11 protein-coding genes are annotated in these 13,706 nt (G+C 72.7%); 3 read left to right on the top strand and 8 right to left on the bottom strand.

Going from position 1 to position 13,706, the window contains the following annotated elements; genetic code table 11:
* Positions 1-6 precede the first annotated feature (6 nt).
* Genes ABT171_RS22900 through ABT171_RS22885 form a run of 4 tightly spaced genes read right to left on the bottom strand, consistent with a single transcriptional unit; the run spans position 7 to position 3,975 of the window.
* Entirely contained in the window at positions 7-822 is an 816-nt protein-coding gene (locus tag ABT171_RS22900) for an ABC transporter permease (RefSeq protein ID WP_351246575.1), read from the bottom strand.
* A gap of 21 nt (positions 823-843) precedes the next feature.
* A complete protein-coding gene (locus ABT171_RS22895; protein ID WP_351246573.1) occupies positions 844-1,707 on the bottom strand; it encodes an ABC transporter permease in 864 nt (287 codons plus the stop codon).
* A 3-nt stretch (positions 1,708-1,710) separates the two neighbouring features.
* Complete coding sequence (locus ABT171_RS22890) at positions 1,711-2,907, bottom strand: ABC transporter substrate-binding protein (RefSeq protein WP_351246571.1); 1,197 nt, start codon at positions 2,905-2,907, stop codon at positions 1,711-1,713.
* A gap of 36 nt (positions 2,908-2,943) precedes the next feature.
* Complete coding sequence (locus ABT171_RS22885) at positions 2,944-3,975, bottom strand: ABC transporter ATP-binding protein (RefSeq protein WP_351246569.1); 1,032 nt, start codon at positions 3,973-3,975, stop codon at positions 2,944-2,946.
* Positions 3,976-4,077: 102 nt separating this feature from the next.
* Here ABT171_RS22885 and ABT171_RS22880 point away from each other — a divergent pair, with 102 nt between their 5' ends.
* Both ABT171_RS22880 and ABT171_RS22875 read left to right on the top strand, forming a co-directional pair.
* Positions 4,078-4,836 carry a FadR/GntR family transcriptional regulator gene (locus ABT171_RS22880; RefSeq protein ID WP_503076219.1) on the top strand — a complete coding sequence of 253 codons (759 nt, stop codon included), beginning with the start codon at positions 4,078-4,080 and terminating at the stop codon, positions 4,834-4,836.
* Between the two features lie 37 nt (positions 4,837-4,873).
* On the top strand, positions 4,874-5,635 hold the full coding sequence (locus ABT171_RS22875) for a PDC sensor domain-containing protein (RefSeq protein WP_351246565.1): 762 nt from the start codon (positions 4,874-4,876) through the stop codon (positions 5,633-5,635).
* 268 nt (positions 5,636-5,903) lie between these two features.
* On the opposite strand, the gene ABT171_RS22870 is transcribed toward ABT171_RS22875, so the two are convergent.
* On the bottom strand, positions 5,904-7,382 hold the full coding sequence (locus ABT171_RS22870; RefSeq protein ID WP_351246563.1) for a glutamate-cysteine ligase family protein: 1,479 nt from the start codon (positions 7,380-7,382) through the stop codon (positions 5,904-5,906).
* A gap of 633 nt (positions 7,383-8,015) precedes the next feature.
* Between ABT171_RS22870 and ABT171_RS22865 the strand changes: the two genes are divergently transcribed.
* Entirely contained in the window at positions 8,016-9,107 is a 1,092-nt protein-coding gene (locus tag ABT171_RS22865; protein WP_351246561.1) for a substrate-binding domain-containing protein, read from the top strand.
* Positions 9,108-9,319: 212 nt separating this feature from the next.
* Here ABT171_RS22865 and ABT171_RS22860 read toward each other — a convergent pair whose 3' ends face one another.
* From ABT171_RS22860 to ABT171_RS22850, 3 genes are all read right to left on the bottom strand, one after another.
* The gene (locus ABT171_RS22860) at positions 9,320-10,030 is read right to left on the bottom strand and encodes a sulfite exporter TauE/SafE family protein (RefSeq protein WP_351246559.1); all 711 of its coding nucleotides are present in this window, start codon (positions 10,028-10,030) and stop codon (positions 9,320-9,322) included.
* Positions 10,027-11,547 (bottom strand): amidohydrolase family protein, encoded by a 1,521-nt coding sequence (locus tag ABT171_RS22855; RefSeq protein ID WP_351246557.1) that lies wholly within the window; start codon positions 11,545-11,547, stop codon positions 10,027-10,029. Before ABT171_RS22855 ends, ABT171_RS22860 begins: the two co-directional genes overlap by 4 nt.
* A 61-nt stretch (positions 11,548-11,608) precedes the next feature.
* The gene (locus ABT171_RS22850; RefSeq protein WP_351246555.1) at positions 11,609-12,964 is read right to left on the bottom strand and encodes a uracil-xanthine permease family protein; all 1,356 of its coding nucleotides are present in this window, start codon (positions 12,962-12,964) and stop codon (positions 11,609-11,611) included.
* Between the last annotated feature and the right edge of the window lie 742 nt (positions 12,965-13,706).

Genomic DNA, 13,706 nt, shown 5'->3' with positions numbered 1-13,706 from the left:
AGGCTCTCACACCCGGCTCGACGTCGCCGTGTCCGCGGACAGTCGCTGGGCGACGTAGATCGGGAGCACCGACAGCAGCACGAGCACGGCGGCCACGACGTTCACCACCGGCGCCTGCTGGGGCCGCGTCATGTTGTCGTAGATCCAGATCGGCAGGGTCTCCATGCCGGGTCCCGCGGTGAACGTGGTGACCACGATCTCGTCGAAGGAGAGGGCGAAGGCGAGCAGAGCGCCCGCCAGCAGCGCGGAGCGGACGAGCGGGAAGGTGACGTCGGCGAAGGCCCGGAAGGTCGTCGCGCCGAGGTCCATGGCGGCCTCCTCGTACGAGGCGGCCGTACGGCGCAGCCGCGCGACCACGTTGTTGAAGACCACCACGATGCAGAACGTGGCATGGCCGACGATCACCGTGAACAGTCCGAGACCCACGCCGAGCGGTGCCAGTACCGTGCTGAAGGCCGAGTTGAGGGCGATGCCGGTGACGATGCCGGGCAGCGCGATCGGCAGGACCACGATGAACGACACGGCGTCGCGGCCGAAGAAGCGGTGCCGGGCCACGGCGAACGCGATGAGCGTACCGAGGACCAGGGCGATCGCGGTGGCCCCGAGACCCGCCTTCACCGAGACCCACAGCGCCTGCCGCGCCCCGGAGTTGTGCCCGGCCGCCGACCACCAGCGCCAGGTGAGGCCCGGTGGTGGCCAGCTCGCGCTGCGGTCGGGATTGAGGGAGTTGACGAGGACGAGCAGCAGCGGGACGTAGATCACCGCGAAGCCGAGCCCGGCGCCGGTGCGCAGGGCGATGCGCGCGGTGCGGCTGAGATGCATGGCGCTTCTCTCCTCCAGGTCCTACAGGCTGTTGAGGGCGCCCGTACGGCGGATCGCCAGCAGGTACAGGACGATGACGGCGACGGGGACGGTGCCGAGCGCGGCGGCCATGGGCAGGTTGAGCTCGATGTTGGAGTACACGAGGTTGCCGATCAGCTGCGTCTTGCCGCCGACGATCTGCACGGTGATGTAGTCGCCGAGGCTGAGCGAGAAGGTGAACACCGAGCCGGCCGCGACCGACGGCAGCACCATCGGCAGCACCACCGAGCGGAAGGTCCGCCCGGCCCGTGCCCCCAGGTCGGCCGAGGCGTCGAGCAGGTTGGCCGGAAGTTGTTCGAGGGCCGTGTGGATCGGCAGGATCATGTAGGGCAGCCACAGGTAGGTCAGGGTGAGCACGGTGGCCGGCAGGCCGAAGCCGGGGCCGCTCAGCCCGAACGGCGCGAGCATCCAGTCGGCGAGACCGCCCTGGGACAGGATGAGCCGCCAGGCGTACACCTTGACCAGGTAGCTCGCCCACAGCGGGGTGAGGATGGCCACCACGAGCAGCGGGCGCCGGCTGGGCCGGGCCACGCGCGCGGTGTAGAAGGCCACCGGGAAGGCGATCAGCGCGCACAGCACGGTCACCGCGAGCGCCACGACGACACTGCGCAGGATCACCTGGCGGAAGACGGGCGTGGTGAACAGCTCGTGGAAGTTGTCCGTCGACCACGCCTTCACCACCTGCGAGGTGAAGGAGTCCGTGGTCCAGAACGCGGAGGCGAACAGGACCGCCAGCGAGCCGAGGTAGAGGACCGCGAGCCACAGCAGCGGGGCGGTGAGCAGCAGGGTCAGCCGGAGCCGGGGTCTGCGGTGCAGCGCCCCCGCGGTACGGGTCAGCAGGGCCATGCCTCAGCCCTTGATCTCGGTCCAGGCCTGCACCCACTTCGCGTACGGCACGCACGTCACGTCCTTGCGGCCGTCGAGGCACTGCTCGATGGGCGTGTTCCAGAAGGCGATCTTCTTCCAGTAGCTCTCGTCGGCCGCGTGGTAGACCGTGCAGAAGTTCTTGTCACTGGTCTCGGCGCACGCCCTGGAGTTGGCCGGTGCCTCGCCGAAGTACTCGGCGACCTGGGCGTTGACCTTGGGCGACACGATCCAGTTCAGCCATTTGTAGGCGCAGTTGGGATGCTTGGCCTTGCTGTACACCATCCAGGTGTCGGACCAGCCGGTCGAACCCTCCTTCGGCACGAGCGCCTTGACCTTCGCGCCCTCGGAGGCGGCGAGGTTGGCGATGACCTGCCAGGTGGTGCCGACCACCGAGTCGCCGCTCTTGAAGGCGGAGACCTCCTTGAGGTAGTCGCTCCAGTACTCCCCGACGTTCCCGTTCTGCTGCTTGAGCAGGGCCACGGCCGCGTCGAACTGCTTCTGGTCGAGCGCGTACGGGTCCTTGATCCGCAACTCCGGCTTGTGAGCCTTGAGATAGAGGGCCGCGTCGGCGATGTAGATCGGCGAGTCGTACGCGGTGACGTGCCCCTTGTACCGGGAGGCGTCGTCGAAGACGGCGGACCAGGAGGTGGGCGCGGGCCTGACCTTGTCCGTGTTGTACATCAGCAGGTTGGCGCCCCGGCCGTGCGGGATGCCGTACATCCGGCCCTTGACCGAGTTCCAGGCGCCGTTCTTCAGCCCGGCGAAGACGTCCTGGTAGTTGGGGACGAGAGCGGTGTTCACGGGGGCCGCGTCGCCGGAGGCGATCAGGCGCAGGGAGGCGTCCCCGGAGGCGGAGACGGCGTCGTACTCGCCGGTCTTCATCAGCTTGACCATCTCGTCCGAGCTGGCGGCGACCTTGGAGTGGACCTGGCAGCCGGTCTGGCGCTCGAAGTCGCTGACCCAGTTGACCTTGGGATCGTTGGAGCCGTCCTCGACATAGCCGGCCCAGGCGATCAGATTGACCTGGCCCTCCGTCCTGCCGAGCTTCGCCGGGGCCTTGAGGTCGGGCGGGTTGAGTCCGGTGGCGGACGAGCTGCCCGAGCCGGAGGCGTCGCAGGCGGCGGCGAGCAGCAGTGCGGCGGCACAGGCCGCGGTGCGCAGGGTACGGGTGTGACGCACGGCGTTCTCCCAGGGGACGTGGCGGCGGTGGAGAGGTCAGGAGGGCAGCCGGACGGCGTGCCGGCGGTGCCAGGTCAGGCGGACCCGGGTGCCGCGGTAGGCGGCGACGTCCTCGGAGGAGGTCTCCAGGTTCTGCTGGAGCGCGGTGAGCCGGCCGCCGCCGTCGAGGTCGACCAGGAAGCGGGTGGCGTCGCCGAGGTAGACGACCTCGGCGACGGTTCCGGTGGCGGTGGCGTGCTCCGGCTCGTCCGCCTCGGCGGACTCCTTCAGGACGCGGATCTTCTCCGGCCGGATGTTGTACGTGCCCGGGGAGCCGGTGATCCGGTGGGCCGTATCCCCTCGAAGGAGGTTCGAGGTGCCGACGAAGGAGGCGACGAAGGGGGTCGCGGGGCGCTCGTAGATCTCCGCGGGCGTGCCGACCTGGGCGATGCGGCCCCGGTCGAAGACGGCGATGCGGTCGCTCATCGTCAGGGCCTCCTCCTGGTCGTGGGTGACGAAGACGAAGGTGATGCCGACCTCCCGCTGGATCGCCTTCAGCTCGACCTGCATCTGCTCGCGCAGCTTCAGGTCGAGGGCGCCGAGGGGCTCGTCCAGGAGCAGCACCCGGGGCCGGCCCACCAGCGCGCGGGCGAGGGCGACACGCTGACGCTGCCCGCCGGAGAGCTGGGCCGGTCGCCGCTGGCCGTAGCCCTCCAGGCGGACCTCGGCCAGGGCCTTGCGGGCGCGGACGAGACGTTCGGCCTTCGGCACCTTGCGGACCTTCAGCCCGTACGCGACGTTCTGCTCGACCGTCATGTGCGGGAAGAGGGCGTAGTCCTGGAAGACCGTGTGCACGTCCCGCTCGAACGGCGCGAGGCCGGTGATCTCCTGGCCGGCGAGCTCGATCCGGCCCCGGTCCGGCGTCTCGAACCCCGCGACGAGCCGGAGCACCGTGGTCTTCCCGGAACCGGAGGGGCCCAGCATCGAGAAGAACTCCCCGTCCCGGATCTCCAGGTCGACCCCGGCCACGGCGGTCGTCTCGCCGAACGACTTCCGCAGGTCCTGCAGCCGGATCGCAATTCCCGCCATGGGGGAACCTTTCTGGCGCGCTGTACCGTTGAACCGCTGGACCGCAAACATATGAAGTCATAGTTCTGAGCTCAAGGTCCCGTCGAGGTAAAGCTTGAGTCAATGCACGAGGTGGTGGCCGTGAGACAGCAGGAGACGGGCGGCCGGGCCCGCAAGGCCGTCTTCAGCCCGGTGGACAACCGGGCCCGCGTGGACACGGTCGTCCGCCGCCTCGCCGACGCCATCGAACTGGGCCTGCTCGCCGACGGTGAGCAGCTCCCCGGTGAGAGCGAGCTCGCCGGACAGCTCGGCGTCTCCACGGTCACGCTGCGCGAGGCGCTCATGGCGCTGCGGCAACAGGGCCTGGTCACCACCCGCCGGGGCCGTGGCGGCGGCAGCTTCGTGTCCCTCCCCGAAGTCCCCGCCGACGACCGGCTGAGAGCGCGGCTGCGCGGCTGGAGCACCGAGGAGCTGCGCGACCTGGGGGACCACTGGGCCGCCCTGTCCGGAGCTGCCGCCCGCCTCGCCGCGGAGCGCACCGAACCCGACGACCTCCGCCAACTCCGGCGAACAGCTGAGGAGTTGACACGGGCCGAGGGCGCGGCGGCACGCAGCCGGCTGTACGGCCGCTTCCACGTCGAACTCGCGGCGGCCGCCCAGTCCGCCCGCCTGACCCGCGAACAGGTCGCCCTGCAGAGCGAGATCGGCGCACTGCCGTGCCTCGTCCTCGCCGACGACGCATATCGTGAAGAAGTTGCGGACCGTCACCGCTCCGTCATCGCCGCCGTGCAGGATGGGGCCCACGAAACGGCCGGCACGCTGGCCGAGCGGTGCGTCAGGGAGTCGACGGCGCGGCTCGTCGCCGTACGCCTCACCCTCTGACCGCGCCGCGTCCGGTTCCCGGCCGCTGGAGGACACCATGGGCGTCAGGCCCGGAACCGCCACCCTCGACACGGAGACGGAGGCCTGGGTGGCCGCACAGGTCGGCGGTGCGCTGGAGGCCGTCTTCGAGACCGTCGCCGCCACCCGCGCCGACACCGAGGCCCTCCTCCACCGGGCGGCCGCACAGGGCCGACGGCCCGCCAGCGCCGACCTCGCCGCCCTCCGCCCCGGCCTGCATCTGCGCCTGACCCGCGGGGAACTGGTCTCCGGCGTCGGCTTCGTCGCGGCCCCCGGCCTGCTGGCCGACGCGCCCGCCTGGCTGGAGTGGTGGCAGTCGGGCACGGACGGTGATGTCCGACCGCTCCTCCTCGACCTCGATCCCGGTCAGTCGGCGTACTCCGACTACACGCACTGGGACTGGTTCACGCTGCCCCGCGACACCGGGCGCCGGGCGGTGGCCGGACCCTACGTCGACTACCTCTGCTCCGACGAGTACAGCCTCACCCTGTCCGAACCGGTGCTGTGGGAAGGCCGGTTCGCCGGGGTGGCCGCCGCGGACGTCTACCTCCGCCACTTCGAGGCGGCCGTCCTCCCCCTCCTGCGGCGCCTGCCCCGTCCCGCCCATCTGGTCAACGCGCGGGGCCGGGTCGCCGCCTCCGCCGACCCCGCCCGTCTGGCCGGCTCCCTCACCAAGGGCCCCGACTTCGCCGAAGCGCTCCGCGCGGCCCGGCCCGGCGGGCACGGCGACCTGCGCCTGGTGCCGTGCCCGGGCGTGCCCGTCGTCCTGGTGCTCGCCTGAGGAGCGGGGCCAGACTCCCGGTCCCGGCGCGGCAGGCGGACCAGCTCGCGGACTCGCCGAGGGGCGCGGGCTCAGCCCGTGCATGCTTCAGCCCGCTGCTGATCACCAGCGGGCCGCCACTCCAGGGTGCGAGGGCAGTCGTACAAGGAGCCCGGTACCCATCAGCCCACCCCTCCCGCACACGTCGGCCTCGCTCTCGGCCGGGGGCTGGCGCCGTACCCGCCCCGGGGCTTCCGGCGCAACCCCGTCGGCCTCGTCGAGCGCCGGATCAGTCCACCGGCCAGGTGTGGACGGGCGCGTTGAGGTGCATGTAGTCCATGTACAGCTGGGTCATCCGGCGCAGCGCCTCGTGCCGGCCCGCGTGCTCGGTGGCGTCGAGGTGGTGGAACATCTCCTTCTGCCACACGGCGCCGTTGCGCGCCGTCACACAGCGCTGCTCGATGATGCCGAGCAGCGGCTCCCGCCACGCCTCGTCCATCCCGGAGTGCTCCAGGCCCCGGTGCGCCAGCGGCAGCAGCCGCCGCAGGACCAGTTCCGGCACCGGTACCTCGCCCATCCCGGGCCAGTACAGCAGGGCGTCGATGCCGTGCCGGGCGGCGGTGTGCAGATTGTCCTCGGCGGCCGCGAACGACATCCGCGACCACACCGGCCGGTCCTGCTCCACCAGGGCGCGGGTGAGCCCGTAGTAGAAGGCACCGTTGGCGAGGGTGTCGGCGACGGTCGGTCCGGCGGGCAGCACCCGGTTCTCCACCCGGATGTGCGGGACGTCGTGCGAGACGGCGTACACCGGGCGGTTCCAGCGGTAGATCGTGCCGTTGTGCAGGGTCAGTTCACCGAGTTCCGGGACGTCTCCGCGATCCAGCGTCTCCACCGGGTCCTGCTCCTCGCACAGCGGGAGGAGCGCCGGGAAGTAGCGCAGGTTCTCCTCGAAGAGGTCGAAGACGCTGTTGATCCACCGCTCTCCGAACCACACCCGGGGCCGTACGCCCTGCACCTTGATCTCCTCCGGCCGGGTGTCCGTGGCCTGCTCGAACAGCGGGATGCGGGTCTCGTGCCACAGCTCCTTGCCGAACAGGAACGGCGAGTTCGCCGCCAGCGCCACCTGGACCCCGGCGATGGCCTGTGCCGCGTTCCAGTAGCCGGCGAACTCGTCGGGAGACACCTGGAGATGGAACTGCGTGCTCGTGCACGCGGCCTCCGGGGTGATGGTGTCCGCGTAGGTGTGCAGCCGGTCCACACCGTCCACCTCGATGCGCAGGTCCTCGCCCCGGGCCGCGAAGATCTGGTCGTTCAGGAGCTGGTAGCGCGGGTTCTCCGACAGGGTCTCCGCGCCGATGTCGTCCTGGCGCAGGGTGGGCAGGATCCCGATGATGATCAGCCGGGTGCCGATCGACCCGGCCCGTTCGTCGGCGTGGTTCAGCGCGGCGCGGATCTCCGACTCCCATGCGTCGGGCCCGCCCGCGGTCAGCCGCCGGGGCGGCACGTTGATCTCCAGATTGAACCGGCCCAGCTCGGTGGACCAGGCGGGGTCGGAGATCGCCTTCAGCACATCCGTGTTGCGCATCGCCGGCTCGGCGTCCTCGCCCACCAGATTCAGCTCGATCTCCAGGCCGACCTGCGGCCGCTCGGACTCGAACCGTGACTCGCGCAGCATCAGCGCCAGCGCGTCGAGGCACTCGTGCATCTTGATCCGGTACCGGCGGCGGTCCTCGCGGGTGAAGACGAGCGCCGGGACGTCGCGTCCCATCGGCCCTCCAGGATTCCCCTCGTCCCAGACCTCTCCACCCAGAGTCGCACCATCACGTGAGCCCCACCAAGCGTGGCTACGATGCCGAGGCGGGTCGCGGGTGCGGGCGGAGAGCGGTGCGGAGCCGTTGAAGGGGGCGGCGGCCGCGCGGGAAGGCGGCGAAGCCGGTGCCGATGCGGCCGGTGATGATCTCCGCGACCAGCGGATACCCGGCATGGCCGAGACAGGCCGCCCGCTGCCCCCGAACCCACTCCGCGTCGGAGTCCGCGGCACGGATCAGCGTGAACAGCGCGGCCGGGCCCCGGTCGAAGGCGACCCCCGGCGGGCCGGTCGGCGGTCCGCGGCGGCGCGGTGTGGCCCCACGGAGTGCCGTGCGGTGATCGTGTCCCGGCCGCCCCCGGCGAACCCCGGCGGATGGTCCCGCACGAGGTCGTCCGGGCTCAGCAGCCCCACGACTCCTCACCGAGCGCGATGTCCATGACGGTCCGGCCGTCCAACCCCTCGGCGGCAGCGCGTGTGTCCGACGTGGCATCGACCCGTGAACGCCCGTACCCGCGGCGCCCGTTGCGAGGCGCCCGGTGCCGGTGCGGGGCCGTGGTGGCTCCGCGGGGCGGGGCTTGCGAAGATGGGCCCATGACCACGTCCCACGGCGCTCGCCGGCCCACGATCGCCGACGTCGCCGCCGCGGCGTCGGTGTCGCGGACCACGGTGTCCCACGCCCTCAACGGCATCGGCAAGGTCGACCCGCGTACCCGCGAACGCATCAAGAAGATCGCCGCCGAGCTGGGGTACCGGCCCAACCTGCGCGCCCAGCGGCTGCGCCGGGGCCAGGCCAAGGCCATCGCGCTGGCGTCCTCGATGCCGTTCGCGGTGGCCGGCGGCCCCGCACGGCTCGGCTTCTACATGGAGGTGGCCGCCGCAGCGGCCGAACGGGCCCTCGTCCACGACTACGCCCTGGTGCTGATCCCGCCGGTGCAGTCCGGATCCGCGCTGTACTCCGTCGACATCGACGGTGCGATCGTGGTCGAGCCGGAGGCGGACGACGCGGCCGTGGCCCAACTGCGCGAGCGCGGACTGCCGTACGTCGCCCTGGGCCGGCCCACCGCGCCCGGCGACGACGCCCCCTACGTGGACCTGCACGGGGGCCGGGTGGTCGAACTGCTCCTGGACCATCTGCGCGACCAGGGCGCCCGCAGCCCGGCACTCATCGTCGGCGCGGGCACCCGCCACTCCTCGGTCGACGCCCGCACGGCCTACGAACGGACCGCCGCGGCACACGGCTGGCCGCCGATCGTCGCGACCGCCCCGGAGGACGGCGGCGAGCAGGCGGGGTACGACCGGTGCGCCGAGCTGCTCGCCGAGCATCCCGGCGTCGACGCGCTGTGCGTGCTGGTCGACGCCTTCGCGGTCGGCGCCGTACGGGCACTGCGGGAGGCGGGACGCCGTGTGCCCGACGACGTCATGGTCGTCACCCGGTACGACGGACTGCGCGCCCGGACCTGCGAACCGCCGCTCACCGCGGTCGACTTGCGGCTGGACCGGGCCGCCGCGGACGCGGTGGAACTGCTGCTCGCCCGGCTGGGCGCGCGACCGGCCACCGGCACGGTCGGGCCCGCGGCGACGGGCGGCGAGCCGCCCTCCACCGCACCCCGGCTCGTGCCGCGCGCCTCGTCACTGCGCCGCCCACCGCCCGAGCCCGGAGGGACACGCACGGGGACGGCGTAGCCAGGGGCCCGCGGTCCGGCAGCGATGCGGAACGGGGCGCATGCGGCAACCGCGTGGACCGGGCGTAGCCGGCAGGGGGTGGACCGGGCGTATCCGGCGGCGGGGCGGATCGGGCGTGTCCGGCGGCGGGGCGGATCGGGGTCCGTCCGGCGATGGGCTGGAACAGGGCCCGTCCGACCGGAGGGGAGCGCGGCCGGTCCGGCCGCGTACTGTCACGTCCCCGTCATCAGCACCACCCCCGACACCAGGGCGAAGACGAGCACGAAGGCCCGCATCCGCCGGGCGTCGACACGCCGGTGCGCGAGCCGGCTCAGCCAGGCTCCCGCGGCGAGCGCGGGCAGCAGCAGGAGCGCCCAGCCCATGTCCGCCGCACGCCCCCGCCCGGTGACGAACAGCAGGAGGAGCGAGGCGACTTCGCCCACCAGGAAGCAGGCGGCGACCGTCGCCCGCAGCTCGCCCGGCGGCCGGTGCTGGTAGACGAGGGCGAGGGGCGGTCCGCCCACCCCCGTCGCCGTCTCGGTCAGCCCGGTGACGACGCCGGCGCCCACATAGGCTCCGCGCCCGGGCACGAACGACGGCACGACGAGGCTCACGACGGCCGCCAGTACCGTGGCCGCGCCTACGACGGCTCCGAGGGCGCCCGGCGGAATCGCCCACAGCAGCGCCAGCCCCGCAGGCGTCGCCGTCAGCCGCGCCGCCGTGATCCACCGGGCGCCGCGCAGATCGAGACTGTGCCGCTCGCGCCAGGCGACGTACAGATTGAGCGGGATCATCGCGGTCAGCACGAACACCGGCAGCAGCGCCGGATCGACGAGGCCCGCGACCGGCGCGACGATCAGCGCGAACCCGAGGCCGCTGGCGCCCTGCACGAACGCCGCCGCCGCGACGGTGAGCGCCAGCACCGCCAGAGTGCCGGCGCTCATCGCCGCCCACCGGGACAGGGCGTGCGGAGGACGGAGCCGTACGGGTGCCCAGGGGCCGGTGGGACGGCGGGCGGGTCCCCGGCGGGGAGGGTGCTGCGCGGGGACGCGGCGGTGTCCGGCGCCGCCGCCCGCTGCCGCGCGGTCACCGATGTCGGATGGGCCCGGGTCACCCCGGCGCGCCGCACCACGCGCGGGCCCAGTTCGGCGGCCCGTCGCACCAGTGCCGGGCCGTCCCAGTCCGGTGGCCAGCCCTGCCACAGGCGCAGCCGGCCGGCGACGAACACGGCGGTGAGCTGGTCGCGGTTGCCGCGCCGGACCAGCTCCCACGGCAGGTCCCAGGACGGCTGCATCTCCGGGCCCCCGACATCCACCAGGAGGAAGTCCGCGGCGGCACCGGGCACGATACGTCCGGTGCGCCCGCCGAGTCCGACCGCGTCCGCGCCGCCCGCCGTGGCCCGCTCCCACCACGTCCAGCCGGCGCCGCAGGAGGAGTCGCCGCTGGCCAGGCCGTAGGTGAGCCGCTGGGCGAACTCCGCCGCGTCCGCCAGCCGGAAGCCGTCCCCGCGTGTCCCGTCGGTGCCCAGGCCGAACCGGATGCCGCGCTCGGCGAAGGTGGTCGCGGGGGCGACGGCGTTGCCCTTCCACGCGCTGGCGACCGGGTTGTAGCTCACCGCCGTGCCGCTGTCCGCGAGCAGCGAGACCTCGGCCGGGGTGAGCAGCGTCGCGTGCGCGGCCAGCAACTGCGGGCCCAGCGCGCCCACATGGCACAGATACTCCAGAGGCCGCAGCCCGTGCCGGACCAGGGAACGCTCGACCGCGACGAGGTGTTCGTTCACATGGATCTGTACGACCGTCCCCGCGTCGGCGGCGAGTCGCGCCGTCGCCGCCAGTGTGCGTGCGGTCGCGGCCTCCGGTACGGAGACGGCGAGCGAGGGATGGACGAGGTCGTCGGTGCCGTAGCGCGCGAGGTGCCGCTCGGCTGCGGCGAGCACGGCCCGCGGATCCGCGTCGTCGCCGGTGCCGTCCGAGGCGTCGTTGCAGACCAGCCCCAGCACGCAGCGGATACCCGCGTCGCGTGCGGCCGAGGCCACCACGTCCACGTCCACCGCGGCCCGGGTCCCCGCCTCGGCGACCGTCGTGAAACCGCCCCGCAGGGACTCCAACGCGGCCAGTTTCGCGGCGACGTACGCCGACTCCTCGTCCAGGGCCTGCTCCAGCGGCACCCACACCCGGCGGAAGATCTCCGACGGTTCCCCGAAGGCGAGCGCACCGCCGAAGCTCTGCGTCAGGTGGTGGTGGGCGTCGACGAAGCCCGGCATCAGCACCTGCCCGGGCAGCCGGACGGGGGTCAGCGACGGGTGCTCACGGACGATCCGCTCGACCGGGCCGACGGCGCGGAACACGCCGTCCCGCACGACCACCGCGTGCAGTTCCAGCGGGCCGTCGGGGGTGAGCGTCACATCGGGGACCAGCAGTAGCGAGTCCTGGCGGAGCCGGTCGGGGGTCAGGTCGGTCATGCTTCTCCGTTGTTCGAGAGGGGGAGAGGGGGGAGAGGGGGAGAGCGGGCTGTGGGGGAGGTCAGACATGTGCGGTCGGCCCCGGCGCCTCGGCCGGCGCGGCGGCACGGGTGTCCGCGGGGTGCCGTCCCAGGTGGTGGAAGACGACGTTGAGGACGGCGGCGACGAGGGCGCCCACGGCGACCCCGCTCTCCAGCAGGATCCTCACGTCCGACGGGAACCCGGCGTAGACGCCGGGGACCAGGATCGGCAGCAGGCCGAGGGCGAGCGCGACCGCGCAGGTCATGGCGGCCGTGTGGTCCGCCAGCCGGGCCCGGCCGAGCATCTGCGCACCCAGTACGGTGATCACCGCGAAGACGACCATCGCGGCGCCCCCGACCACGGCCGGCGGCATCACGCTGATCACCCGGGCGACCGGGGTCACAAAGCCGAGGACGACGAGAACGACGCCCGCGGCGGCCGTGACATACCGGCTGCGCACGCCGGTGACCCGGACGATGCCGATGTTCTCCCCGCTGGTCACCATCGGCGGCAGCCCGAAACAACCGCCGAGCAGTGAGGTCAGGGCGTCCCCGCGGACCGTGCGCGGCACGTCGGCCCGCACGTCGATGTCCTTGCCGACCGCCTCCGCGTTGATGACGGTCTGCCCGGTCGCCTCCGCCATGGACGCGAGGCTGTAGAGCAGCAGCGGCAGCGCGGCGAGCAGGTCGAAGACGGGTGTGCCGAACGGCAACGGCCTCGGCACACCAACCAGTTGGCCCGACAGGGCGGCGCCCGGGTGGACCTGCCCGAGGGCGCAGGCGAGGGCCGTGCCGGCCGCGAGGCCGAGCAGGACGGCGAGTTGCCGCAGCACCCCGCGCAGCAGCCGGGTGAAGACGACGATGAGGGCGATGGTGGCGAAGGCGAGCCCCAGCCGGGCCGGATCCGCGAAGTCCGGCGTGCCGGGCTGCCCCGTGACCAGCAGTGCGCCGACCTTCACCAGGTTGACTCCGACGATCACGATCATCGTGCCGATGACCAGCGGCGGGAAGAATCTCAGCAGGCGCGCGAACAGCGGCAGCACCAGAAAGGTGAAGGCGGCGGTGAGGAGCACCGCGCCGGTCGCCGTGCGCAGCCCGTGCTGCTGCGCGATCGACAGGAAAAGGATCAGTGGCGCCCCGCCCGGCAGCATCACGAACGGCAGCCGTGGCCCGAACCTCCAGGGGCCCAGGGACTGCACGAGCGAGCCGATCCCGGACAGCAGCAGGGCAGCCGAGAGCAGGTCGACGGTGGTGTCCGGGCTGAGCCGGAGGGTGGCGCTCATCAGGAAGATCGCGGAGATCGGTGTGGCCGCCATGACGAGGACGTGCTGCACACCGAAGAGCAGGATTCGTCCGAGGGGGCGGGACTCGTCGACGGGATGTACGGGACTGGACACGCGCGGGCTCCGTTCGGCTCGCTCGGCTCAGGCCTCGACGATCCGGCCGTGGACGGCGGCCAAACCGATGTGGCCAAATCGATTTGGCCGCCAGTATGGAGCGGTCGGTGGGGGGTCGGTCAAGGGGGGCGGCGCGTGCGGGTACCGGCGGAGCGCCGGTACCGGGGATCCGGGTTTCAGGTGTTCCAGCGGGCCACGCCGTCGTGGATCCGCGCGGGATGCGGCTCGCCGGTGTCGCTTCCCCCGTCAACTGGCGCTGATGTGAGCGGCACTTGACCGACAGCCCCGGCATCACCGCCAGGCCGGGCACATGCGGTGCGGAGCTGCCGCCGTGGCCCCGGCGGCCCGTTCCGCCGCCTGCGGCGTCCAGGTCACCCGAGGCAGCGGTGGTGGCGGGGGAAGCGGGTGCCGGTGCTCAGGCGGGGCAGGCCATGCGGCCGGTGTGCGATGTGCGCGCGTCACCCGGCCGGACCGGCTCCGCTGGCCCGTGGGCGGCCGGCGTCGGAGGGTCTGTACAAGATCGGTGAGTCGAAGGTTCGTCCGACCGGTCGCGGAGTCGTCCCCCCGTGTTGTGACGAGGCGGGCCGACGCACCGGGGCGGGGAACGGTAAAACCATGCGCTCGGGTCGTTCCCCGCCCTTCCGTCCCGGCTCGGTCGGACCTGATGCAGACCGTCCCGCGCCTGTTTCCGCCCCGCACCGGATTGCGATTCTGGGCGGTTGTTTCGCCGGCCCCGGCGCCC

The organism is Streptomyces sp. NPDC001851, from assembly GCF_040297165.1.
Taxonomy (GTDB): domain Bacteria; phylum Actinomycetota; class Actinomycetes; order Streptomycetales; family Streptomycetaceae; genus Streptomyces.
Note: the sequence above shows the minus strand (reverse complement) of the source record. Positions and strands in the feature narration are given on the sequence as shown.

What these genes read in the sequence shown, in the direction of transcription:
- ABT171_RS22900 (WP_351246575.1), bottom strand. Translation starts at nt 822, where the DNA reads ATGCATCTCAGCCGCACCGCGCGCATCGCCCTGCGCACCGGCGCCGGG.
- ABT171_RS22895 (WP_351246573.1), bottom strand. Translation starts at nt 1,707, where the DNA reads ATGGCCCTGCTGACCCGTACCGCGGGGGCGCTGCACCGCAGACCCCGG.
- ABT171_RS22885 (WP_351246569.1), bottom strand. Translation starts at nt 3,975, where the DNA reads ATGGCGGGAATTGCGATCCGGCTGCAGGACCTGCGGAAGTCGTTCGGC.
- ABT171_RS22880 (WP_503076219.1), top strand. Translation starts at nt 4,078, where the DNA reads ATGCACGAGGTGGTGGCCGTGAGACAGCAGGAGACGGGCGGCCGGGCC.
- ABT171_RS22875 (WP_351246565.1), top strand. Translation starts at nt 4,874, where the DNA reads ATGGGCGTCAGGCCCGGAACCGCCACCCTCGACACGGAGACGGAGGCC.
- ABT171_RS22870 (WP_351246563.1), bottom strand. Translation starts at nt 7,382, where the DNA reads ATGGGACGCGACGTCCCGGCGCTCGTCTTCACCCGCGAGGACCGCCGC.
- ABT171_RS22865 (WP_351246561.1), top strand. Translation starts at nt 8,016, where the DNA reads ATGACCACGTCCCACGGCGCTCGCCGGCCCACGATCGCCGACGTCGCC.
- ABT171_RS22860 (WP_351246559.1), bottom strand. Translation starts at nt 10,030, where the DNA reads ATGAGCGCCGGCACTCTGGCGGTGCTGGCGCTCACCGTCGCGGCGGCG.
- ABT171_RS22855 (WP_351246557.1), bottom strand. Translation starts at nt 11,547, where the DNA reads ATGACCGACCTGACCCCCGACCGGCTCCGCCAGGACTCGCTACTGCTG.